We start from the raw sequence: 21,003 nt of genomic DNA, 5'->3' as shown, positions 1-21,003 counted from the left end.
ATTGTCCTTGCTTGTGTGTGAAGGGCGCGCGCCCCGTAGACCGGGAAACGCGCACCTTTACCACAGTTTGTTACTCGATGATCGAAGCGACGATGCCGGCGCCGACGGTACGACCGCCTTCGCGGATGGCGAAGCGCAGCTTGTCTTCCATGGCGATCGGCACGATCAGCGACACGTCAACCGTCACGTTGTCGCCCGGCATGACCATCTCCGTGCCTTCCGGCAGTGTCACGATTCCGGTCACGTCGGTGGTGCGGAAGTAGAACTGCGGACGGTAGTTGGTGAAGAACGGCGTGTGACGGCCACCCTCTTCCTTGGTCAGAATGTAGGCTTCCGCCTTGAACTTCGTGTGCGGCTTGACCGAACCCGGCTTGCACAGGATCTGGCCACGCTCGACGCCGTCACGCTGCACGCCGCGGATGAGCGCGCCGATGTTGTCGCCCGCCTGACCCTGGTCGAGCAGCTTGCGGAACATTTCAACGCCCGTGCACACCGTCTTGGTGGTCGGACGGATGCCGACGATCTCGACTTCCTCGCCAACCTTGACGACGCCGCGCTCGACGCGACCGGTCACAACCGTGCCGCGGCCCGAGATCGAGAACACGTCTTCGATCGGCATCAGGAACGGCATGTTGATCGGACGCTCGGGCGTCGGGATGTAGTCGTCAACGGCGGCCATCAGGGCGCGGATGGCGTCTTCGCCGATCGCCTTGTTGGAATCGTTGAGAGCGGCAAGCGCCGAACCCTTGACGATCGGAATGTCGTCGCCCGGATAGTCGTAGGACGACAGCAGCTCGCGCACTTCCATCTCGACCAGCTCAAGCAGTTCCTCGTCGTCGACCTGGTCGACCTTGTTGAGGAACACCACCAGCGCCGGCACGCCGACCTGGCGGGCGAGCAGAATGTGCTCGCGCGTCTGCGGCATCGGGCCGTCGGCAGCCGACACCACCAGGATGCCGCCGTCCATCTGCGCAGCACCCGTGATCATGTTCTTCACATAGTCGGCGTGGCCGGGGCAGTCGACGTGGGCGTAGTGGCGGTTCGCCGTCTCGTATTCCACGTGGGCCGTCGAGATCGTGATGCCGCGGGCCTTCTCTTCCGGCGCCGCGTCGATCTGGTCGTACGCCTTGTATTCACCGAAATACTTGGTGATCGCGGCCGTCAGCGACGTCTTGCCGTGGTCGACGTGACCGATCGTGCCGATGTTCACATGCGGCTTGTTCCGCTCGAATTTACCCTTTGCCATCTTCGGCTCTCCATTCTCATTCAGCCCGTGCGGGCAAATCTAGGTTCGTTCCAAGGCCATTCCCGCCGCGTCGCCGCGGGATCGGAATGGCCCCGGGGGGATCAGGCGTACTTGGCCTGGATTTCCAGTGCGACGTTGCTGGGCACCGGCGCATAATGATCGAAGGTCATCGAATACTGGGCGCGGCCCTGGGACATCGAACGCAGCGTATCGACATACTTGAACATGTTGGCCAGCGGCACATGAGCGTCGATGACCACGGCGATGCCGCGCATTTCCTGGCCCTGGATCTGGCCACGGCGGGAGTTCAGGTCGCCGATCACGTCACCGACGTAATCTTCCGGCGTCACGACTTCCACCTTCATGATCGGCTCAAGCAGCTGAGCGCCCATGAACTTCGAGTTTTCGCGGAAGCAGGCCCGGCCGGCGATTTCGAAGGCCAGAACGCTCGAGTCCACATCATGGTAGGCACCATCGATCAGCGTGGCCTTGACGCCCAGCATCGGGAAGCCGGCAAGCGGGCCCGACGACATCACCGAAGCGATGCCCTTCTGGACGCCTGGCACGTATTCCTTCGGAACCGAACCACCCACAACCTTGGATTCGAACACGAAATCCTCGGTCTCTGCATTCGGCTCGAACCGGATCTTGACGCGTGCGAACTGACCCGAACCACCCGACTGCTTCTTGTGGGTGTAATCGGCCTCGTAGGACTTGGTGATCGACTCGCGGTAGGCAACCTGCGGCGCGCCGACATTGGCCTCGACCTTGAACTCGCGACGCATGCGGTCGACGAGAATGTCGAGGTGAAGTTCACCCATGCCGGCGATGATCGTCTGGCCGGATTCCTCGTCGGTCTTGACGCGGAAGGACGGATCCTCGGCTGCCAGGCGGTTGAGCGCGAGGCCCATCTTTTCCTGGTCGCCCTTGGTCTTCGGCTCGATGGCGATCTGGATGACCGGCTCGGGGAATTCCATCCGCTCGAGGATCACCTGCTTCAGCGGATCGCAGAGCGTGTCGCCGGTGGTGGTGTCCTTGAGGCCGGCCAGTGCAACGATGTCGCCGGCAAAGGCTTCCTCGATGTCTTCGCGGGAGTTGGAATGCATCTGCAGCATGCGGCCGATGCGCTCGCGCTTTTCCTTGACCGTGTTCTGCAGCGTCGTGCCCTTTTCGAGCTTGCCGGAGTAGATACGGGCGAAGGTGAGCGAACCCACGAAGGGATCGTTCATGATCTTGAAGGCCAGCATGGACAACGGTTCGCTGTCGTCGGCATGGCGATAGATGACTTCCTCGGTCTTGACGTCGATGCCTTCAATGGCGGGAACGTCGGCCGGGCTCGGCAGATACTCGACAACGGCGTCGAGCAACGGCTGGACGCCCTTGTTCTTGAAGGCCGAACCGCAGAACATCGGGAAGAACTGCACCGCGATGGTGCCCTTGCGGACCAGCGAGCGGATCTCGTCATTGTCCGGCATCACGCCTTCGAGGTAGCGTTCCATGGCGGCTTCGTCGGCTTCCACGGCGGTCTCGATGAGCAGCTCGCGGTATTCGGCGGCCTTTTCCTTGAGATCGTCAGGGATCTCGACGACGTCCCACTGGGCGCCCAGCGATTCATCGCGCCAGACCAGAGCGTTCATCTCGATCAGGTCGACAACGCCGACAAATTCGGTCTCAGCGCCGATCGGCAGCTGCATGACCACCGGGATCGCACCAAGACGCGACTTGATCATCGAAACCGAACGGTAGAAATCCGCACCGGTCTTGTCCATCTTGTTGCAGAAGATCATCCGCGGGACATTGTACTTGTCGGCCTGGCGCCAGACGGTCTCCGTCTGCGGCTCAACGCCGGCATTGGCATCGAGCAGCGCGATGGCGCCATCGAGCACGCGCAGCGAACGCTCGACTTCAATCGTGAAGTCGACGTGGCCGGGGGTGTCGATGATGTTGAACCGGCACATCTTGCCCGTGCGGCCCTTCCAGTAGGTGGTGGTGGCAGCGGACGTGATCGTGATCCCGCGCTCCTGCTCCTGCTCCATCCAGTCCATGGTGGCGGCGCCATCATGAACTTCACCGATCTTGTGCGACTTGCCGGTGTAATAGAGCACCCGCTCGGTCGTCGTCGTCTTGCCGGCATCGATGTGGGCCATGATGCCGAAATTGCGATAGTCTTCGATTGCGTATTCGCGGGCCATTGTACTTGCCTTTTAGATATCGGTGTTCGTGGACTACCAGCGGTAATGCGAGAACGCGCGGTTGGCGTCGGCCATCTTGTGGGTGTCTTCCCGCTTCTTGACCGCGCTTCCGCGACCGTTGGCGGCATCCATGAGCTCGCCCGACAGGCGCTCAATCATGGTGGTTTCGTTGCGCTTGCGCGCAGCGGCGATCAGCCAGCGGATTGCCAACGCCTGACGGCGCTCGGGACGGACGTCCACCGGCACCTGGTAGGTGGCGCCGCCGACGCGACGCGACCGGACTTCCACATGCGGAGCGACATTGTCGAGCGCCTGGTGGAACATGCCGACAGGCTCCTGCTTGGAGCGGGTCTGCACCTGGTCGAGCGCACCGTAAACGATCTGCTCGGCAACTGACTTCTTGCCGTGCATCATGATCGCGTTCATGAACTTGCTGACGATGAGGTCACCGAACTTGGGGTCCGGGTTGATCTCGCGCTTTTCTGCACTGTGACGTCTTGACATATGCTTGTCTCTCAACTTTCAAAAAGCGCCTTATCACGCGGAGAACCTCGCGCAGCGCCGAAAAACACGAAACCGAATTACTTCGGACGCTTGGCACCATACTTCGAACGGCGCTGCTTGCGGTTCTTGACGCCCTGGGTGTCGAGAACGCCGCGGATGACGTGATAACGCACGCCGGGCAAATCCTTCACGCGGCCGCCGCGGATCATCACAACAGAGTGTTCCTGCAGGTTGTGGCCTTCACCGGGAATGTAACCGATGACTTCGAAGCCATTGGTCAGACGGATCTTGGCAACCTTACGAAGCGCCGAGTTGGGCTTCTTCGGGGTCGTTGTGTAGACGCGTGTGCAAACGCCGCGCTTCTGCGGGTTCTGCTCCAGCGCCGGAACCTTGTTTCGCTTGACCGGAGCCTGGCGGGGCTTGCGGATCAGCTGGTTTACAGTTGGCATGTAACCATCCCTTTAAAATTCATGTCCTTGCCCTCTCGGGCATCGATGCATGGGAATTTCATGCGCAAAACAAGGGCCGTGTCCGTTTCTAGCGGATGGCCCATGAAAAGCAGAGGACACCTATGCGGTGTCATGCGTGCAGCATTTGTCATTCCCAGTGCAGTCAGAGAACTTGTTTGAGACAAATTTCAGAACGTGTCGTTCCGAAGAAATGCGTCTCACATCGGTCTCGGTGGCTGCTAACTACTGAGTTCGCGGGGTTCCGTCAAGGGTGCGGGCGAAATAATCGCCACTGCAGGCCGGAAACGCCGGCTTTGGCCTGCCAGTCCGGCTCAATGGCGGAGAGCGGCCGGCTATTTCCGCACCGGGAGAGGGCAAAGCGACGAGACCGCCCTCCCCGGTCGCCGTCATGCAGCCAAAACCGCGCCAATGCAACCATACCGATTCGGCACCGACTCGCACAAGCGCCCGAATTCGGTGGTGAGTCGGACAAGCCGGGTTGCGTTCAGCCGGAACCTCCCCGATTCTTGAAGGCGATTCCCCGGCGCCCCCGCCCGGTCCACATCCGCAGCCGTGCAGCCGGCCATCACCTTCAGGACATCTGCCATGAACGCCGACAACGACAATCCAAACGACGAACCGTTCGACATTGCGCCCGGGGATACGAGGGAGCCTGGCGATGAAGGCGATCCCGCCGCCACCGTGTTCATCATCATCGGCCGCGTGACCAGGCGGCGCGGCGGCAAGAAGTCGGAGGTGCATGTCATGCTCAGAGCGCCCGACGACGACTACGCCGTGCGCGAGACGCTCAACGCGCTCAGCCGCGAAGGCTACGCGGAGGCCGAGCTCGACCAGATCGGCGTGCTCGACGGCGTGCCTGCCGACGAGCCGCATGCATCGGCGTATCAGGGCGTGCTCGACGGCGAAGTCGCCATTATCGCCCACGACTGACTGCGCGCCGGGACTTCCGGCGCGGCGGCGCGCAGGCTGGATCGGGTGCGGATCTCCTGCCGGCGCGAAGGCCGCCCTGGCCTATCGGGCGGTCGGGTCAGCGCATGGCGTCGAGCGTCGGCCTGACTGCCGCGATGTTGTTGGTCCAGACCAGGCCGGCAAAGCCCGGCGGCACCCGCGCGGCCAGCTGCTGCGTGTCGATGCCGTCGCCGGCGGCCTCGCCCGCAATCGGGCCGCGCAGCACTACCTCGGATCCCGCCCGATGCATGCGCGCCGTGAATCGGTCAGGCCAACCCCAGAGCCACGGCGCGACGTCGATGGGGACCAGCACGATCGCCCGCCGGCACGCCGCCGGAACATACCCGCTCCATCCGAGCGCGAGATAGCCGGCAAGGCATGATTTCGCGCTCTTCGGCGTTACCCCGATCATGTCCGGCATCAATTCGACCGCGACGGCGGTGGGCTCCTCGCCGCCATACACACCCCAGATCGCCGGTCGCCAAGACGGGTTGGCCTCCATCAGCTCGGCGAACCGCCTGCCCTCCTCCTCGTCACGAGACTTGAAGTTGACCAGAAAGCGGCCGTCCGGGAACTCCCGCATGACCTCGGCAAGCGTCGGCATGAGGCCCACACCCTTGCCGCGCAGCGGAAAGGTCCGCCCTCCGTCGAAGGTGTAGCCATATCCGATATCGAGTGACGTTAGATACGCCATGTCATGGTCGCGCGTCTTGCCTGAACCGTTGGTGCGGCAGTCGAGCGTCCAGTCATGAAAGACCGCGAAGCCCCCGTCGGTAGTGGGATGGACATCGAGCTCGACCACCCCGGCTCCCATCTCGAAGGCTGCCCTCATGGAGGCGATGGTGTTCTCGATCTCCGGAGCGACGGGAGGCAGGATCCTTTCCGCAGTACAGGTCTCGTTGGTCAGGCCGGTGCGGTCGAAGTCCTGATGAACGCCCCGGTGGGCCAGCAACCTTGTCTCTCCATCGATGGACGGAGCGAGAAGACTGGTGTTGTTGGCCCAGACCGCCGCTGCGACAAGTGCCAGACCGATCAGCAGTTTACTGCGCTTGCGCATGCACATCTCCCTTCTCCAGTCGGGACCGGGTTCTGGCAAACAAAAAAGGCCGCTTTGGGGAAAGCGGCCTTTTCAAGTTTCGTGTGCGAAGCGGCTTATTCGGCCGGCTGGGCGTCTTCCGCCATGTCTTCGAGCATCGGCAGCGCGGTTTCCGCACCGGTGGTCTTGCGACGCTCGTCGAGGATCATGTCGTCACGCGAGGTGGCGATGCGACGGATCTGGCTCATCGTCGAGCCGGTGCCGACCGGCACCAGACGACCGACGATGACGTTTTCCTTGAGGCCCTGCAGCGTGTCGACCTTGCCGGCAACGGCCGCTTCGGTAAGCACCTTGGTGGTCTCCTGGAACGACGCCGCCGAGAAGAACGACGGTGTCTGCAGCGAGGCCTTGGTGATGCCGAGAAGAACCGGCACGCCGAGACCAGGCTTGCGGCCTTCCTCGATCAGGCGCTCGTTGGCCCGCTCGAGTTCAATGCGGTCGACATTGTCGCCAACGATATAGACCGAGTCACCGGCGTCGGTGATTTCGACCTTCTGCAGCATCTGGCGAACGATCACCTCGATGTGCTTGTCGTTGATCAACACGCCCTGCAGACGGTAGACTTCCTGGATCTCGTTGACGAGGTAGGACGCAAGTGCCTCCACGCCCTTGATGGCCAGAATGTCGTGCGGCGCCGGGTTGCCGTCGAGGATGTAGTCACCCTTCTCGATGTAGTCGCCGTCCTGAAGATGGAACGGCTTGCCCTTCGGGATCAGGTACTCGACGGGTTCGACACCATCTTCCGCAGGCTCGATCTGGATGCGACGCTTGTTCTTGTAGTCGCGGCCAAAGCGAACGGTACCATCGATCTCTGCGATGATGGCGTGGTCCTTCGGACGACGGGCCTCGAACAATTCCGCCACCCGCGGCAGACCGCCGGTGATGTCCTTGGTCTTGGCGCTTTCAAGCGGCACGCGGGCGAGCACATCACCCTGGCTGACCTTGCCACCCGGCATGACCGACAGAATGGCGTCGACCGACAGCTGGAAGCGGGCTTCGCCACCACGGGGAAGACGGGCGATTTCGCCATTCTTGTCCTTGATGATGACCGACGGACGCAGATCGATACCGCGCGGCGTCGAACGCCAGTCGATGACCTGACGCTTGGTGATGCCGGTTGCCTCGTCGGTATTTTCGATGACCGAGATGCCGTCGACGACGTCCTCGAACTCGACCGTACCTTCGATTTCCGTCATCATCGGGCGTGTGTACGGATCCCACTCGGCCAGACGCTGGCCGCGCTTCACGACATCGCCGTCATCGACGAAGATCTTCGAACCGTAAGCGACGCGCTGGGAAGAGCGCTCGGTGCCCTTCTCGTCGAGAAGCTGGATGGCCATGTTGCGGCCCATGGCAACCAGGTTGCCATCGGAGTTGCGCAGCATGTTGCGGTTCTTGATCCGGACCGTGCCTTCGTAGGACGCTTCCAGGAACGATTGGTCGACCACGGTTGCCGCACCACCAAGGTGGAACGTGCGCATGGTGAGCTGGGTACCAGGCTCGCCGATCGACTGGGCAGCGATGACACCCACCGCCTCGCCCTGGTTGACCGTCGTGCCGCGCGCCAAGTCACGACCGTAGCAGGCCGCGCAGATGCCGGTCTGGATTTCGCAGGTCAGCGGCGAGCGGATGCGCACCGACTGGATGCCCGCGGCCTCGACTTCGAGAACCTGGGCCTCATCGACCATGGTGCCGGCCTTGACGATCGTCACGTCCGTCACCGGGTGGTTGATGTCGTCGAGAGCCGTCCGTCCGAGGATGCGCTGCCCGATCGGGGCCACGACCTGGCCGGCGTCGACGATGGCCGTCATGGTCAGGCCTTCGGTCGTGCCGCAATCCACCTGGGTGACGATGCAATCCTGGGCCACGTCCACCAGACGGCGGGTGAGATAGCCCGAGTTCGCGGTCTTCAGCGCGGTGTCGGCCAGACCCTTGCGGGCGCCGTGAGTCGAGTTGAAGTACTCGTTCACGGTCAGGCCTTCCTTGAAGTTCGAGATGATCGGCGTCTCGATGATTTCACCCGACGGCTTGGCCATCAGGCCGCGCATGCCGCCCAGCTGACGCATCTGGCTCGGCGAGCCTCGTGCGCCGGAATGGCTCATCATGTAGATCGAGTTCATCTGCTTCTGGCGACCGTTTTCGTGGAATTCCACGGACTTGATGCGCGCCATCATCTCGTCGGCCACCTTTTCGGTGGCCTTGCCCCAGGCGTCGACGACCTTGTTGTACTTCTCGCCCTGGGTGATCAGGCCTTCGTTGTACTGCTGCTCGTATTCCTTCACCAGGCTGTCGGTATCGCCGACGATCTTCGCTTTGGTGTCCGGAATGACCATGTCGTCCTTGCCGAACGAAATGCCGGCGCGGCAGGCGTGGCTGAAGCCCAGCTGCATGATCCGGTCACAGAAGATGACCGTGTCCTTCTGGCCGCAATGCCGGTAGACGGCATCGATCATGCGCGAGATGTTCTTCTTGGTCATTTCCTGGTTGCAGATGTCGAACGGGATGTTGACGTTCCTGGGCAGCAGTTCGCCCATGATCATGCGGCCAGGCGTGGTTTCGAAGATCTTCGAAACCGGCTTGCCCTCGGCATCGACGGACTTGAAGCGTCCCTTGATGCGGGTGTGCAGGGTGACGAATTTGTTCTCCAGCGCATGGTGCAGTTCGCCCATGTCCGAAAACACCATGCCCTCGCCCGGCTCGTTCTGGGCCGAGATCGACAGATAGTACAGCCCCAGCACCATGTCCTGCGACGGCACGATGATCGGCGCGCCGTTGGCGGGGTGGAGGATGTTGTTCGTCGACATCATCAGAACGCGGGCTTCGAGCTGGGCTTCCAGCGAAAGCGGCACGTGGACCGCCATCTGGTCACCGTCGAAGTCGGCGTTGAAGGCCGTGCAGACGAGCGGATGCAGCTGGATGGCCTTGCCTTCGACCAGGATCGGTTCGAAGGCCTGGATGCCCAGGCGGTGGAGCGTCGGGGCGCGGTTTAGCAGCACCGGGTGCTCGCGGATGACCTCGTCGAGGATATCCCAGACTTCCGGCTTTTCCTTCTCGACCAGCTTCTTGGCCTGCTTGACGGTGGAGGAATACCCCTTGGCGTCGAGACGGGCGTAGATGAAGGGCTTGAAGAGCTCGAGCGCCATCTTCTTGGGCAGGCCGCACTGATGCAGCTTCAGTTCCGGACCGGTCACGATGACCGAACGGCCGGAATAGTCGACGCGCTTGCCGAGCAGGTTCTGCCGGAAACGGCCCTGCTTGCCCTTGAGCATGTCGGAGAGCGACTTCAGCGGACGCTTGTTGGCGCCGGTGATGACGCGGCCGCGGCGGCCGTTGTCGAACAGCGCATCCACCGATTCCTGAAGCATCCGCTTCTCGTTGCGGATGATGATGCCGGGAGCGCGCAGTTCGATGAGGCGCTTGAGGCGGTTGTTGCGGTTGATGACGCGGCGGTAGAGATCGTTCAGATCCGAGGTCGCGAAGCGGCCGCCGTCGAGCGGCACCAGCGGACGCAGGTCCGGCGGAATCACCGGCACGATCTTCATGATCATCCACTCGGGACGATTGCCCGAAGCCATGAAGTTCTCAACGATCTTGAGACGCTTCATCAGCTTCTTCTGCTTGAGATCCGACGTGGTCGTGGCAAGCTCGGTGCGCAGTTCGCCCGCGATCTTCTCCAGTTCCATCGAGGCCAGCAGCTCATAGATCGCTTCGGCGCCGATCATGGCGGTGAAGGAATCCTCGCCGAATTCGTCGACGGCGAGCATGTACTCTTCCTCAGAGAGCAGCGAGTGCTCCTTGAGCGAGGTCAGGCCCGGTTCGGTGACGATGTAGTTCTCGAAATACAGGACGCGCTCGATATCCTTGAGCGTCATGTCGAGAAGCGTGCCGATGCGGCTCGGCAGCGACTTCAGGAACCAGATGTGAGCGACCGGTGCTGCCAGCTCGATATGGCCCATGCGCTCGCGGCGAACGCGGCTCAGCGTGACTTCCACGCCGCACTTTTCGCAGATGACGCCTTTGTACTTCATGCGCTTGTACTTGCCGCACAGGCATTCATAGTCCTTGATGGGACCAAAGATGCGGGCGCAGAACAAACCGTCGCGCTCCGGCTTGAAAGTCCGGTAGTTGATCGTTTCGGGCTTCTTGATCTCGCCGAACGACCAGGACAGAATCTTTTCCGGGCTCGCGATCGAAATCCGGATGGAATCGAACGTCTGAGCCGGAACCTGGCTGTTAAAAAGATTCATGACCTCATGGTTCATGCCTGTCTCCTTCATGGGCTTTAGGCCCTTGGCTTGCAACGGCGCCGGACAGACTCCGGCAACGGCCACTGCTCGAATTCAATGCCGCTTTCGCGGAGAACGGGCCCTCACCGCCGCAGGGGCGAAAAGGGAAGCGGCGCGCGGGCCAAGGCCCGCGCGCTTCGTGGCTTATTCCGCGGCGTCAGGCAGCCGGTCGAGTTCGATCGCATCGTCGAGCTTGGTCGATTCCAGCTCCACGTTGAGACCGAGCGAGCGCATTTCCTTGACGAGAACGTTGAAGCTCTCCGGAATGCCCGCCTCGAAGGTGTCGTCGCCACGCACGATGGCCTCGTACACCTTGGTGCGGCCCGCCACGTCGTCCGACTTCACGGTCAGCATTTCCTGCAGCGTGTAGGCGGCGCCGTAGGCCTCAAGCGCCCAGACTTCCATTTCCCCGAAGCGCTGGCCACCGAACTGCGCCTTGCCACCCAGCGGCTGCTGGGTCACGAGCGAGTAAGGTCCGATCGAGCGGGCATGGATCTTGTCGTCGACCAGGTGGTTGAGCTTGAGCATGTAGATGTAGCCCACGGTCACCGGACGGTCGAAGGTCTCTCCGGTACGTCCGTCATAGAGCGTCGACTGACCCGAGACATTGAGACCAGCCTGTTCCAACATGATGTTGATGTCGGCTTCCACGGCGCCGTCAAACACCGGCGTGGCGATGGAAACGCCGCGGCGGGTCTGCTCGGCCAGCAGAACGATCGAGGGGTCGTCATACTGCTTGATCGGCTCGCCCTTGGGTCCCGACCCGATGACGCTGTCGATGGTGGCGCGCAATGGCTCGATGTTGCCGTCAGCCTTGTAGGCATCGAGCATGGCACCGATCTTCTTGCCCATTCCGGCGCAGGCCCAACCCAGATGGGTTTCCAGGATCTGGCCGACATTCATGCGCGACGGCACGCCCAACGGATTGAGCACGATATCGACATGAGTGCCGTCTTCGAGGAACGGCATGTCCTCGCAAGGCAGGATGCGCGAAACCACGCCCTTGTTGCCGTGACGGCCGGCCATCTTGTCGCCCGGCTGGAGCTTCCGCTTCACGGCGACGAAGACCTTGACCATCTTCATCACGCCCGGCGGCAGTTCGTCGCCACGCTGGACCTTTTCGACCTTGTCCATGAAGCGGGCTTCGAGCAGCTTCTTGGAGTCGTCGTACTGGCCGCGCAGGGCTTCGATTTCACCCTGAGCCGCTTCGTCCTCGACTGCGAAGGTCCACCACTGCGAACGCGGATAGTCCGACATCGAGGCCTGCTGGACGACCGAGCCCTTCTTGAAGCTCTTCGGCCCGGCAATGGCGACCTTGCCATCGAGCATGTCGGCGAGACGGCCGTAGACGTTGCGGTCGAGAATGGCCTGCTCGTCGTCGCGGTCCTTGGCCAGACGCTCGATTTCCTCGCGCTCGATGGCCATGGCGCGCTCGTCCTTCTCGACGCCGTGGCGGTTGAACACGCGAACTTCGACGATGGTGCCGTAGGTTCCCGGCGGCATGCGCATGGAGGTGTCGCGGACATCGGACGCCTTCTCGCCGAAGATGGCGCGCAGAAGCTTCTCTTCCGGCGTCATCGGGCTTTCGCCCTTCGGCGTGATCTTGCCGACGAGAATGTCACCCGGAGCCACTTCGGCGCCGATATAGACAATGCCGGCCTCGTCGAGGTTGCGCAGGGCTTCCTCGGAGACGTTCGGGATGTCGCGGGTGATTTCTTCCGGTCCGAGCTTGGTGTCGCGCGCCATCACCTCGAACTCGTCGATGTGGATGGAGGTGAACACGTCGTCGGAGACGATGCGCTCCGACAGCAGGATCGAATCCTCGTAGTTGTAGCCGTTCCAGGGCATGAACGCGACGAGCACGTTGCGGCCGAGAGCCAGATCGCCGAGTTCGGTCGACGGACCATCGGCGATGATGTCGCCCTTGTTGATGATGTCACCGACAGTGACCAGCGGGCGCTGGTTGATGCAGGTGTTCTGGTTGGAGCGCTGGAACTTCTGCAGCCGGTAGATGTCGACGCCCGACGTGGACGCGTTCATGTCCTCGGTTGCCCGGATGACGACGCGCGTCGCATCGACCTGGTCGACCACGCCGCTGCGGCGGGCAGCGATGGCAGCACCCGAGTCACGCGCCACGATCGGCTCCATGCCGGTACCCACGAACGGCGCTTCGGCGCGCACCAGCGGCACGGCCTGACGCTGCATGTTCGAGCCCATCAGTGCGCGGTTGGCGTCATCGTTCTCGAGGAACGGAATGAGCGCGGCGGCGACAGAGACCAGCTGGCGGGGCGACACGTCCATCAGATCGATGTTCTCGCGCGGCGTCATCATCACGTCGCCGGAATGGCGCGAGACGATGAAGTCGTTGACGAGAGAGCCGTCTTCGGACAGTTCGGCATTGGCCTGGGCGACGAAGAACTTCGCCTCTTCCATGGCCGAGAGATAGACCACTTCCTTGGTCACCTTTCCGTCCTTGATCTTCCGGTACGGGCTCTCGATGAATCCGTACTTGTTGACCCGGGCGAAGGTGGCAAGCGAGTTGATCAGACCGATGTTCGGGCCTTCCGGCGTTTCGATCGGGCAGATGCGACCGTAGTGGGTCGGGTGCACGTCGCGGACTTCGAAGCCCGCGCGTTCGCGCGTCAGACCACCGGGTCCAAGCGCCGACAGGCGGCGCTTGTGGGTGATTTCCGACAGCGGATTGACCTGGTCCATGAACTGCGACAGCTGCGAGGAGCCGAAGAATTCACGCACCGCGGCGGCCGCCGGCTTGGCGTTGATCAGGTCCTGCGGCATCACGGTGTCGATCTCGATGGACGACATGCGTTCCTTGATGGCGCGCTCCATGCGAAGCAGGCCCAGGCGGTACTGGTTTTCCATGAGTTCGCCGACCGAACGCACCCGGCGGTTGCCGAGATTGTCGATGTCGTCGATTTCGCCCTTGCCGTCGCGCAGCGCCACCAGCGTGCGGACCACCGAGATGATGTCTTCCTTGCGCAGCACGCGCACGGTGTCCTCGGCGTCGAGATCCAGACGCATGTTCATCTTGACGCGGCCGACGGCCGAAAGGTCGTAGCGTTCGCTGTCGAAGAACAGCGACTTGAACATCGCCTCGGCCGAATCCATTGTCGGCGGCTCGCCGGGACGCATAACGCGGTAGATGTCGAACAGCGCGTCCTGGCGGCTTTCATTCTTGTCGACCGCCAGGGTGTTGCGGATATAGGCGCCGATGTTGATGTGGTCGATGTCGAGAATCGGCACTTCCGTCATGCCGGCCTCGGCCAGTACGGGAAGCGTCTTCTCGTCGATCTCGTCGCCGGCCTCGAGGAAGACCTCGCCGGTTTCGGGATTGACGATGTCCTCGGCCAGATAGGTGCCGTAGAGATCCTCGTCATTGGCCTTGATGAACTTGAGGCCCTTCTCGGTCAGCTGCTTGAGCAGGCGCGGAGTCAGCTTCTTGCCCGATTCGACCGCCACTTCACCGGTGTCGGCGTCGATGAGGTCGGAGAGCGCCTTGGTGCCCTTCAGCGTCTCGGGGTTGAACGGAATGCGCCAGGCCTCGCCGTCACGCGAATAGATCGAGTGAGTGTAGAAGGTCGAGAGGATTTCCTCCGCGTCCATGCCAAGCGCCATCAGCAGCGACGACGCCGGGATCTTGCGGCGACGGTCGATGCGGGCGTGGACGATGTCCTTGGCATCGAACTCGATGTCAAGCCAGGAGCCGCGATAGGGGATGACGCGGGCGGCAAACAGCAGCTTGCCCGACGAGTGGCTCTTGCCCTTGTCGTGATCGAAGAACACGCCAGGCGACCGGTGCATCTGCGAGACGATGACGCGCTCGGTGCCGTTGACGATGAAGGTGCCGTTGTCGGTCATGAGCGGCATGTCGCCCATGTAGACGTTCTGCTCCTTGATGTCCTTGATGGACTTGGCGCCGGTATCCTCGTCGATATCGAACACGATGAGACGCAGCGTCACCTTGAGCGGCGCCGCATAGGTCAGATCGCGCTGACGGCATTCCTCGGTGTCGAACTTCGGCGGTTCGAATTCGTAGGACACGAATTCGAGCATCGCGCTGCCTGAGAAGTCGGAAATCGGGAACACCGATTTGAAGACCGACTGCAGTCCTTCGTCCAGACGGCCGCCAGCGGGCTCGTCCACCATCAGGAACTGGTCATAAGATGCCTTCTGAACCTCGATGAGGTTCGGCATTTCCGCCACTTCGGGGATTTTTCCGTAGAACTTGCGTACGCGCCTGCGACCGTTGAAGGAAAGGGTCTGAGCCATCGTCGCTCCTTGTCAATATGCATCCGGGCCTGCAACAGACGGACGCCGCTGGCCAAGCGACTCCGTCATATTAATGCGTTCGTTCAATCTCGTCCCATTTCCCAGAGCGGCGCGGCCGGAGTGCCTTGCGGTCTGGTTCGAGACTATCCTTTTGAAGAACCCATTACCCAAAAGCCGTTTCCGGGCTTTTGGGTAATCCGTTCATCCGAAACAGCGAATGGGAGAAGGCCGAAGCCCTCCCCCAGACGCCCGTTCTGTCTTACTTGACGTCGACCTTGGCGCCGGCAGCTTCCAGCTTGGTCTTGATGTCGGCGGCTTCAGCCTTCGACACGCCTTCCTTGACGGCCTTCGGAGCGGCTTCCACCAGATCCTTGGCTTCCTTGAGGCCGAGGCCGGTGATGGCGCGGACTTCCTTGATGACGTTGATCTTGTTGGCGCCGATGTCGGCCAGGATCACATCAAATTCAGTCTTTTCTTCGGCAGCTTCAGCCGGAGCGGCAGCAGCGGCAGCGGCAGCGACCGGTGCAGCGGCGGACACGCCCCAGGTTTCTTCAAGCATCTTGGACAGCTCGGCGGCTTCCATGACGGTCAGGGCGGAAAGTTCTTCCACGATCTTGGCGAGGTTTGCCATATTCATATTCCTTGTATTCGGTTCGAACCGGTTTTGACTTGTTATGCGAAGGTCTGCCTATGCAGCCTCGTCCTTGCGGGCATATGCGCCGATGACACGCGCGACGGAACCCGCCGGTGCGTTGACGATCTGGGCAATGCGCGTTGCCGGCGTGACAATCATGCCAAGCAGCTTTGCGCGCAGCTCGTCGAGCGATGGGAGCGTGGCCAAGGCCTTGATCCCGTCGGCGTCGAGCGTTGTTGACCCCATCGCGCCACCAAGGATGATCAGCTTGTCGCTGACCTTGGTGAACTCGACGGCAATTTTCGGAGCGGTCACCGGATCACTGCAATATGCAATGAGCGTCTGACCCTTGAAGAGGTCTGCGACCCCTTCCGACTCCGTGCCCTGAAGAGCGATTTTGGCAAGGCGGTTCTTCGCGACCTTGACGGTGCCACCAGCTACACGCATGCGCGACCGGAGGTCGTTCATCTGCGCAACCGTGAGACCAGCATAGTGGGCCACGACAACCGAGCCGGCGCCCTGGAAGGCTCCGTTCAGTTCCGCGACGAATTCGCGTTTTTCCGCTTTATCCACTGCGTTTCTCCAGTTGACAGGCGCCGCAAGCGACACCTGCCGGGTTTGCCTTTTGCCGCTCGGGATCCGTCGATGGAACCACAAGCGACGCTTGAGGATCCTGTCCCCTCGCGCCGGTCCCAGAGAATCTCCGATGCGGCACAAGGCAAGCGCGGTTCGAACCGTTCTGGGCTTTCGCCCGTATCCGGATCTCACCCGTCTCATGCAGGTTACCAAATTAAGGCGGGCCGATGAAAGCCAGCCACCTGCAGTCTCGGACAGGGTGCCCGGGTTACCCCGGACATTTCCGGCCCGAAGGCCGGAAACAGTTTGAAACCGGGCTGTTGGGCCCGGTTTCGAATTCAGTGCATCAGGCGACGCTGAGCGTGGCCGGATCGATCTTGACGCCAGGGCCCATGGTCGACGAAATCGCCACGCGCTTGACGTAGTTGCCCTTGGCGCCCGACGGCTTGGCCTTGATGACCGCATCGGCGAAGGCGCGGATGTTTTCCATCAGGGCTTCGTCACCGAACGAGGCCTTGCCGATGCCGGCATGGATGATGCCGGCCTTCTCGACGCGGAACTCGACGGCACCGCCCTTGGAGGCGTTGACCGCACCGGTGATGTCGTTGGTCACGGTGCCGACCTTCGGGTTCGGCATCATGCCGCGCGGGCCGAGCACCTTGCCGAGACGGCCGACGAGCGGCATCATGTCCGGCGTGGCGATGCAGCGATCGAAATCGATCTGGCCGCCCTGGACAATCTCCACCAGTTCCTCGGCGCCGACAATGTCGGCTCCCGCAGCGCGGGCTTCGTCGGCCTTGTCGCCACGGGCGAAGACGGCCACGCGAACCGTGCGGCCGGTGCCGTTCGGAAGGTTGACGACGCCGCGGACCATCTGGTCGGCGTGGCGCGGGTCAACGCCGAGATTCATCGCAACTTCGATGGTCTCGTCGAACTTGGCGATGGCACGCGCCTTGATGAGCGCGATGGCCTCGGGAAGCGCGTAATACTGCACGGGGCTCACGCCTTCGCGCACTTTCTGCATGCGTTTTGCAATCTTGGCCATGTCTTATCCAATCACTTCCAGGCCCATGGAGCGGGCAGAGCCCTCGACCATGGCCATCGCGCCTTCGATGTCGGCTGCGTTGAGATCCTTCATCTTGGTCTCGGCGATCGAGCGGACCTGATCACGGGTGATCGAGCCTGCCTTTTCCTTGCCCGGAAGCTTGGCGCCCGACTTGAGCTTGGCTTCGGTCTTCAGAAGGTAGCTCACCGGCGGCTTCTTCATCGCGAAGGTGAAGGACTTGTCCTGGTAATAGGTGATGACGACCGGAATCGGCATGCCCTTTTCCATTTCCTGCGTGGCGGCATTGAACGCCTTGCAGAATTCCATGATGTTAATGCCGCGCTGGCCGAGGGCCGGACCGATGGGTGGCGAAGGATTCGCCGAACCGGCCTTTACCTGCAGCTTGAGCTGGCCTGCAACTTTTTTAGCCATTTCTTCTCTGCCTTTCTTTGGCGTGACGGCTTGCCGTCACTGCGATGCCGGGACGTGCCCGGCGGCTGCGGTTGCGTGGTGCGGCTTGACGGATCGGCTAACCCGCCTGCCTCCCACGCGATGCACGACGGACGACCGCCATGCATAAAACCCGCCCGCGCAGCAAGCGCAGGCAGGCTATCTGAAAATCAGGCCTTCTCGACCTGGGCGTATTCGAGCTCGACCGGTGTGGCGCGGCCGAAGATCGAGACCTCGACCTTGAGGCGCGAGCGCTCCTCGTCGACTTCCTGAACGGTGCCGTTGAAGGAGGCGAACGGACCATCGGAGACGCGCACCTGCTCGCCGATCTCAAACGAGATGGAGGGCTTGGGACGCTCGACGCCCTCCTGAACCTGCATGAGGATGCGCTCGGCTTCCGAATCCGGAATCGGCACGGGCTTGCTCTCGGTTCCCAGGAAGCCCGTCACCTTGGGCGTGTTCTTGATGAGGTGGAACACCTCGTCGGTCAGCTCGGCGCGCACCAGGACATAGCCCGGAAAGAACTTGCGCTCGGCGTCGACCTTGCGACCGCGGCGAACTTCCACGACCTTCTCGGTCGGCACCAGAATCTTTTCGAACAGATGGCTCAAGCCGGTCTGGCGAGCCTTCTCTTCAATCGATTCAGCCACCTTCTTTTCGAAGTTCGAATAGGCGTGGACGATATACCAACGTGCAGTCATAAAATTTCCCCGCCCTTAGGCGCCAATATTCAGGATCAGCGAGATGCCCCAGCCCATGAGCTGGTCTGCCGCAAAGAAGAAGATCGCGGCGACAAATACCATGACCAGCACCATGACGGTGGAAATCATGGTCTCGCGCTGCGACGGCCACACGACCTTCGCGGTCTCCGCGCGAACCTGCTGCAAGAACGTAATTGGATTGTTTTTGGATGCCATTGCCTGCCCACGCTTGTACGGCGCGTATGGCCGGACTTCCAGCCCCACGCGCCGCGTGTCTGATTTCGACTACATATAGTCCGATTCCCCAAATCACAATAGGGAAAAGCACATTTAACCCGATGCGGGCCATCATCGCTGACGCGTGGCCCGTCAATTGCTTCCCACCCGCGACGCGAAAGCACGATGGGGGTGGCAGGGGCAGCAGGACTCGAACCTGCGACCTGCGGTTTTGGAGACCGCCGCTCTACCAACTGAGCTATACCCCTAGGTGCGGCGTGTCTATTATTACGCCCGATCTGCTATGTCCAGCGAAGAAAGGCGGAAGCCCTCATTTTCGAAGCGCATTCTCCAATGCGTCGATATCTCCGGCTTCAATGGCCGGTTCAATCCGCCCGCGCGCATCGCACCACCGGGGCGCCTGCCGGCCAGAACCCTTTGTTGTTGAGTAGTCTTTGGCTCGCCACACTCTGGCGGCGGACTGGAGTCGTTCAGTCTGTCGCGTCAACTGCCTGTACCCAAAGGTAGGAATGGTTCTGATCGTAAATGTCGCTCAGTCTGGCTGAGCTGGCTTTGGGCCAACGCTGCCGGGTCCACGCACCCGGGACGTGTTCGATCCCAGCGCGCATTCCCTGTTCAGCCCGGTGTTGGGCGCGTTCTCGAACACGCAGCGGGTCTCGGGCGGCGTCCCGCACTTTTTTGCAAGCTCGCGGAAGCCGACGCAGCGTTGCGTGGCGATGTGACGGTAACCGGGTCCGCCCTTGCAGCCGCATCCGTGGCAGGACGGTCGCTCCGGACAACCGGCTGCCCCGCCCGCCGTGGGATTGGCAAGGATGAGCAGAAGAGCGGCAAAGGCAGGCGCAATTGCGCGCATCTGGTGTCCCCCTGCCCGATCACACCCTTTCGCCCGCCCAAGGTCAACACCGGGACGGATGAACATCCGCCGCTCCGCGGAAGCGGTCAGCCGGCGCCAAGAACGACAAAACGCGCCGAAGCGCGTTTTGTATTCTTTTGGCTGGATGCCGCCGGTGACTACCGATCACCGATCACCGATCATCGATTACTCGATGATCGAAGCGACGATGCCGGCGCCGCGTGCAAATCGCGCTTGCGCGCCATTTGCACCACCTTGGTGCGTCGGCAGCTTTCGGCAGCCGCAGACGATCATCGATTACTCGATGATCGAAGCGACGATGCCGGCGCCGACGGTACGACCGCCTTCGCGGATGGCGAAGCGCAGCTTGTCTTCCATGGCGATCGGCACGATCAGCGACACGTCAACCGTCACGTTGTCGCCCGGCATGACCATCTCCGTGCCTTCCGGCAGTGTCACGATTCCGGTCACGTCGGTGGTGCGGAAGTAGAACTGCGGACGGTAGTTGGTGAAGAACGGCGTGTGACGGCCACCCTCTTCCTTGGTCAGAATGTAGGCTTCCGCCTTGAACTTCGTGTGCGGCTTGACCGAACCCGGCTTGCACAGGATCTGGCCACGCTCGACGCCGTCACGCTGCACGCCGCGGATGAGCGCGCCGATGTTGTCGCCCGCCTGACCCTGGTCGAGCAGCTTGCGGAACATTTCAACGCCCGTGCACACCGTCTTGGTGGTCGGACGGATGCCGACGATCTCGACTTCCTCGCCAACCTTGACGACGCCGCGCTCGACGCGACCGGTCACAACCGTGCCGCGGCCCGAGATCGAGAACACGTCTTCGATCGGCATCAGGAACGGCATGTTGATCGGACGCTCGGGCGTCGGGATGTAGTCGTCAACGGCGGCCATCAGGGCGCGGATGGCGTCTTCGCCGATCGCCTTGTTGGAATCGTTGAGAGCGGCAAGCGCCGAACCCTTGACGATCGGAATGTCGTCGCCCGGATAGTCGTAGGACGACAGCAGCTCGCGCACTTCCATCTCGACCAGCTCAAGCAGTTCCTCGTCGTCGACCTGGTCGACCTTGTTGAGGAACACCACCAGCGCCGGCACGCCGACCTGGCGGGCGAGCAGAATGTGCTCGCGCGTCTGCGGCATCGGGCCGTCGGCAGCCGACACCACCAGGATGCCGCCGTCCATCTGCGCAGCACCCGTGATCATGTTCTTCACATAGTCGGCGTGGCCGGGGCAGTCGACGTGGGCGTAGTGGCGGTTCGCCGTCTCGTATTCCACGTGGGCCGTCGAGATCGTGATGCCGCGGGCCTTCTCTTCCGGCGCCGCGTCGATCTGGTCGTACGCCTTGTATTCACCGAAATACTTGGTGATCGCGGCCGTCAGCGACGTCTTGCCGTGGTCGACGTGACCGATCGTGCCGATGTTCACATGCGGCTTGTTCCGCTCGAATTTACCCTTTGCCATCTTCG

15 protein-coding genes and 1 tRNA gene are annotated in these 21,003 nt (G+C 62.0%); 1 reads left to right on the top strand and 15 read right to left on the bottom strand.

The window, feature by feature from the left end; all coding sequences use genetic code 11:
* Positions 1–70 precede the first annotated feature (70 nt).
* The 4 genes from tuf (DFR52_RS01410) to rpsL all read right to left on the bottom strand — a co-directional run bounded on the left by tuf (DFR52_RS01410) (position 71) and on the right by rpsL (position 4,391).
* A complete protein-coding gene (gene tuf / locus DFR52_RS01410) occupies positions 71–1,246 on the bottom strand; it encodes an elongation factor Tu (RefSeq protein ID WP_110030128.1) in 1,176 nt (391 codons plus the stop codon).
* 101 nt (positions 1,247–1,347) lie between these two features.
* Positions 1,348–3,438, bottom strand: a complete 2,091-nt coding sequence (fusA, locus tag DFR52_RS01405) for an elongation factor G (protein ID WP_110030138.1) — start codon at positions 3,436–3,438, stop codon at positions 1,348–1,350.
* Between the two features lie 33 nt (positions 3,439–3,471).
* The gene (rpsG, locus tag DFR52_RS01400) at positions 3,472–3,942 is read right to left on the bottom strand and encodes a 30S ribosomal protein S7 (protein ID WP_110030137.1); all 471 of its coding nucleotides are present in this window, start codon (positions 3,940–3,942) and stop codon (positions 3,472–3,474) included.
* A 77-nt stretch (positions 3,943–4,019) separates the two neighbouring features.
* Positions 4,020–4,391 carry a 30S ribosomal protein S12 gene (gene rpsL / locus DFR52_RS01395; RefSeq protein WP_047030256.1) on the bottom strand — a complete coding sequence of 124 codons (372 nt, stop codon included), beginning with the start codon at positions 4,389–4,391 and terminating at the stop codon, positions 4,020–4,022.
* 606 nt (positions 4,392–4,997) lie between these two features.
* Between rpsL and DFR52_RS01390 the strand changes: the two genes are divergently transcribed.
* The gene (locus tag DFR52_RS01390; RefSeq protein ID WP_245415153.1) at positions 4,998–5,342 is read left to right on the top strand and encodes a transcriptional regulator; all 345 of its coding nucleotides are present in this window, start codon (positions 4,998–5,000) and stop codon (positions 5,340–5,342) included.
* A 97-nt stretch (positions 5,343–5,439) separates the two neighbouring features.
* On the opposite strand, the gene DFR52_RS01385 is transcribed toward DFR52_RS01390, so the two are convergent.
* The 11 genes from DFR52_RS01385 to tuf (DFR52_RS01330) form a co-directional block, all read right to left on the bottom strand.
* Positions 5,440–6,417, bottom strand: a complete 978-nt coding sequence (locus DFR52_RS01385; RefSeq protein ID WP_110031062.1) for a glycerophosphodiester phosphodiesterase family protein — start codon at positions 6,415–6,417, stop codon at positions 5,440–5,442.
* Between the two features lie 95 nt (positions 6,418–6,512).
* Positions 6,513–10,718: a DNA-directed RNA polymerase subunit beta' gene (gene rpoC / locus DFR52_RS01380; RefSeq protein ID WP_110030136.1), complete on the bottom strand. Its 4,206-nt coding sequence runs from the start codon at positions 10,716–10,718 to the stop codon at positions 6,513–6,515.
* 168 nt (positions 10,719–10,886) lie between these two features.
* Positions 10,887–15,029, bottom strand: a complete 4,143-nt coding sequence (rpoB, locus tag DFR52_RS01375; RefSeq protein WP_110030135.1) for a DNA-directed RNA polymerase subunit beta — start codon at positions 15,027–15,029, stop codon at positions 10,887–10,889.
* Between the two features lie 259 nt (positions 15,030–15,288).
* Positions 15,289–15,660, bottom strand: coding sequence for a 50S ribosomal protein L7/L12 (gene rplL / locus DFR52_RS01370; protein ID WP_110030134.1), 372 nt, complete (start codon positions 15,658–15,660; stop codon positions 15,289–15,291).
* 57 nt (positions 15,661–15,717) lie between these two features.
* Positions 15,718–16,236: a 50S ribosomal protein L10 gene (rplJ, locus tag DFR52_RS01365; RefSeq protein WP_110030133.1), complete on the bottom strand. Its 519-nt coding sequence runs from the start codon at positions 16,234–16,236 to the stop codon at positions 15,718–15,720.
* Between the two features lie 349 nt (positions 16,237–16,585).
* The gene (gene rplA / locus DFR52_RS01360; protein WP_110030132.1) at positions 16,586–17,284 is read right to left on the bottom strand and encodes a 50S ribosomal protein L1; all 699 of its coding nucleotides are present in this window, start codon (positions 17,282–17,284) and stop codon (positions 16,586–16,588) included.
* Positions 17,285–17,287: 3 nt separating this feature from the next.
* Entirely contained in the window at positions 17,288–17,716 is a 429-nt protein-coding gene (gene rplK / locus DFR52_RS01355) for a 50S ribosomal protein L11 (RefSeq protein ID WP_110030131.1), read from the bottom strand.
* Positions 17,717–17,904: 188 nt separating this feature from the next.
* Entirely contained in the window at positions 17,905–18,435 is a 531-nt protein-coding gene (gene nusG, locus DFR52_RS01350; RefSeq protein ID WP_110030130.1) for a transcription termination/antitermination protein NusG, read from the bottom strand.
* 15 nt (positions 18,436–18,450) lie between these two features.
* Positions 18,451–18,651 carry a preprotein translocase subunit SecE gene (gene secE / locus DFR52_RS01345; RefSeq protein ID WP_110030129.1) on the bottom strand — a complete coding sequence of 67 codons (201 nt, stop codon included), beginning with the start codon at positions 18,649–18,651 and terminating at the stop codon, positions 18,451–18,453.
* A gap of 193 nt (positions 18,652–18,844) precedes the next feature.
* A tRNA-Trp gene (locus DFR52_RS01340) sits at positions 18,845–18,920 on the bottom strand.
* A gap of 902 nt (positions 18,921–19,822) precedes the next feature.
* Positions 19,823–20,998 carry an elongation factor Tu gene (gene tuf / locus DFR52_RS01330; protein WP_110030128.1) on the bottom strand — a complete coding sequence of 392 codons (1,176 nt, stop codon included), beginning with the start codon at positions 20,996–20,998 and terminating at the stop codon, positions 19,823–19,825.
* Positions 20,999–21,003 lie beyond the last annotated feature (5 nt).

The sequence above is a fragment of the Hoeflea marina genome (assembly GCF_003182275.1).
Taxonomy (GTDB): domain Bacteria; phylum Pseudomonadota; class Alphaproteobacteria; order Rhizobiales; family Rhizobiaceae; genus Hoeflea; species Hoeflea marina.
This window is presented reverse-complemented; position numbering and strand designations above follow the sequence as displayed.

Excerpts from the sequence above, each read along its gene's own strand:
- tuf (WP_110030128.1), bottom strand. The coding sequence starts at position 1,246 with ATGGCAAAGGGTAAATTCGAGCGGAACAAGCCGCATGTGAACATCGGC.
- fusA (WP_110030138.1), bottom strand. The coding sequence starts at position 3,438 with ATGGCCCGCGAATACGCAATCGAAGACTATCGCAATTTCGGCATCATG.
- rpsG (WP_110030137.1), bottom strand. The coding sequence starts at position 3,942 with ATGTCAAGACGTCACAGTGCAGAAAAGCGCGAGATCAACCCGGACCCC.
- rpsL (WP_047030256.1), bottom strand. The coding sequence starts at position 4,391 with ATGCCAACTGTAAACCAGCTGATCCGCAAGCCCCGCCAGGCTCCGGTC.
- DFR52_RS01390 (WP_245415153.1), top strand. The coding sequence starts at position 4,998 with ATGAACGCCGACAACGACAATCCAAACGACGAACCGTTCGACATTGCG.
- DFR52_RS01385 (WP_110031062.1), bottom strand. The coding sequence starts at position 6,417 with ATGCGCAAGCGCAGTAAACTGCTGATCGGTCTGGCACTTGTCGCAGCG.
- rpoC (WP_110030136.1), bottom strand. The coding sequence starts at position 10,718 with ATGAACCATGAGGTCATGAATCTTTTTAACAGCCAGGTTCCGGCTCAG.
- rpoB (WP_110030135.1), bottom strand. The coding sequence starts at position 15,029 with ATGGCTCAGACCCTTTCCTTCAACGGTCGCAGGCGCGTACGCAAGTTC.
- rplL (WP_110030134.1), bottom strand. The coding sequence starts at position 15,660 with ATGGCAAACCTCGCCAAGATCGTGGAAGAACTTTCCGCCCTGACCGTC.
- rplA (WP_110030132.1), bottom strand. The coding sequence starts at position 17,284 with ATGGCCAAGATTGCAAAACGCATGCAGAAAGTGCGCGAAGGCGTGAGC.
- rplK (WP_110030131.1), bottom strand. The coding sequence starts at position 17,716 with ATGGCTAAAAAAGTTGCAGGCCAGCTCAAGCTGCAGGTAAAGGCCGGT.
- nusG (WP_110030130.1), bottom strand. The coding sequence starts at position 18,435 with ATGACTGCACGTTGGTATATCGTCCACGCCTATTCGAACTTCGAAAAG.
- secE (WP_110030129.1), bottom strand. The coding sequence starts at position 18,651 with ATGGCATCCAAAAACAATCCAATTACGTTCTTGCAGCAGGTTCGCGCG.
- tuf (WP_110030128.1), bottom strand. The coding sequence starts at position 20,998 with ATGGCAAAGGGTAAATTCGAGCGGAACAAGCCGCATGTGAACATCGGC.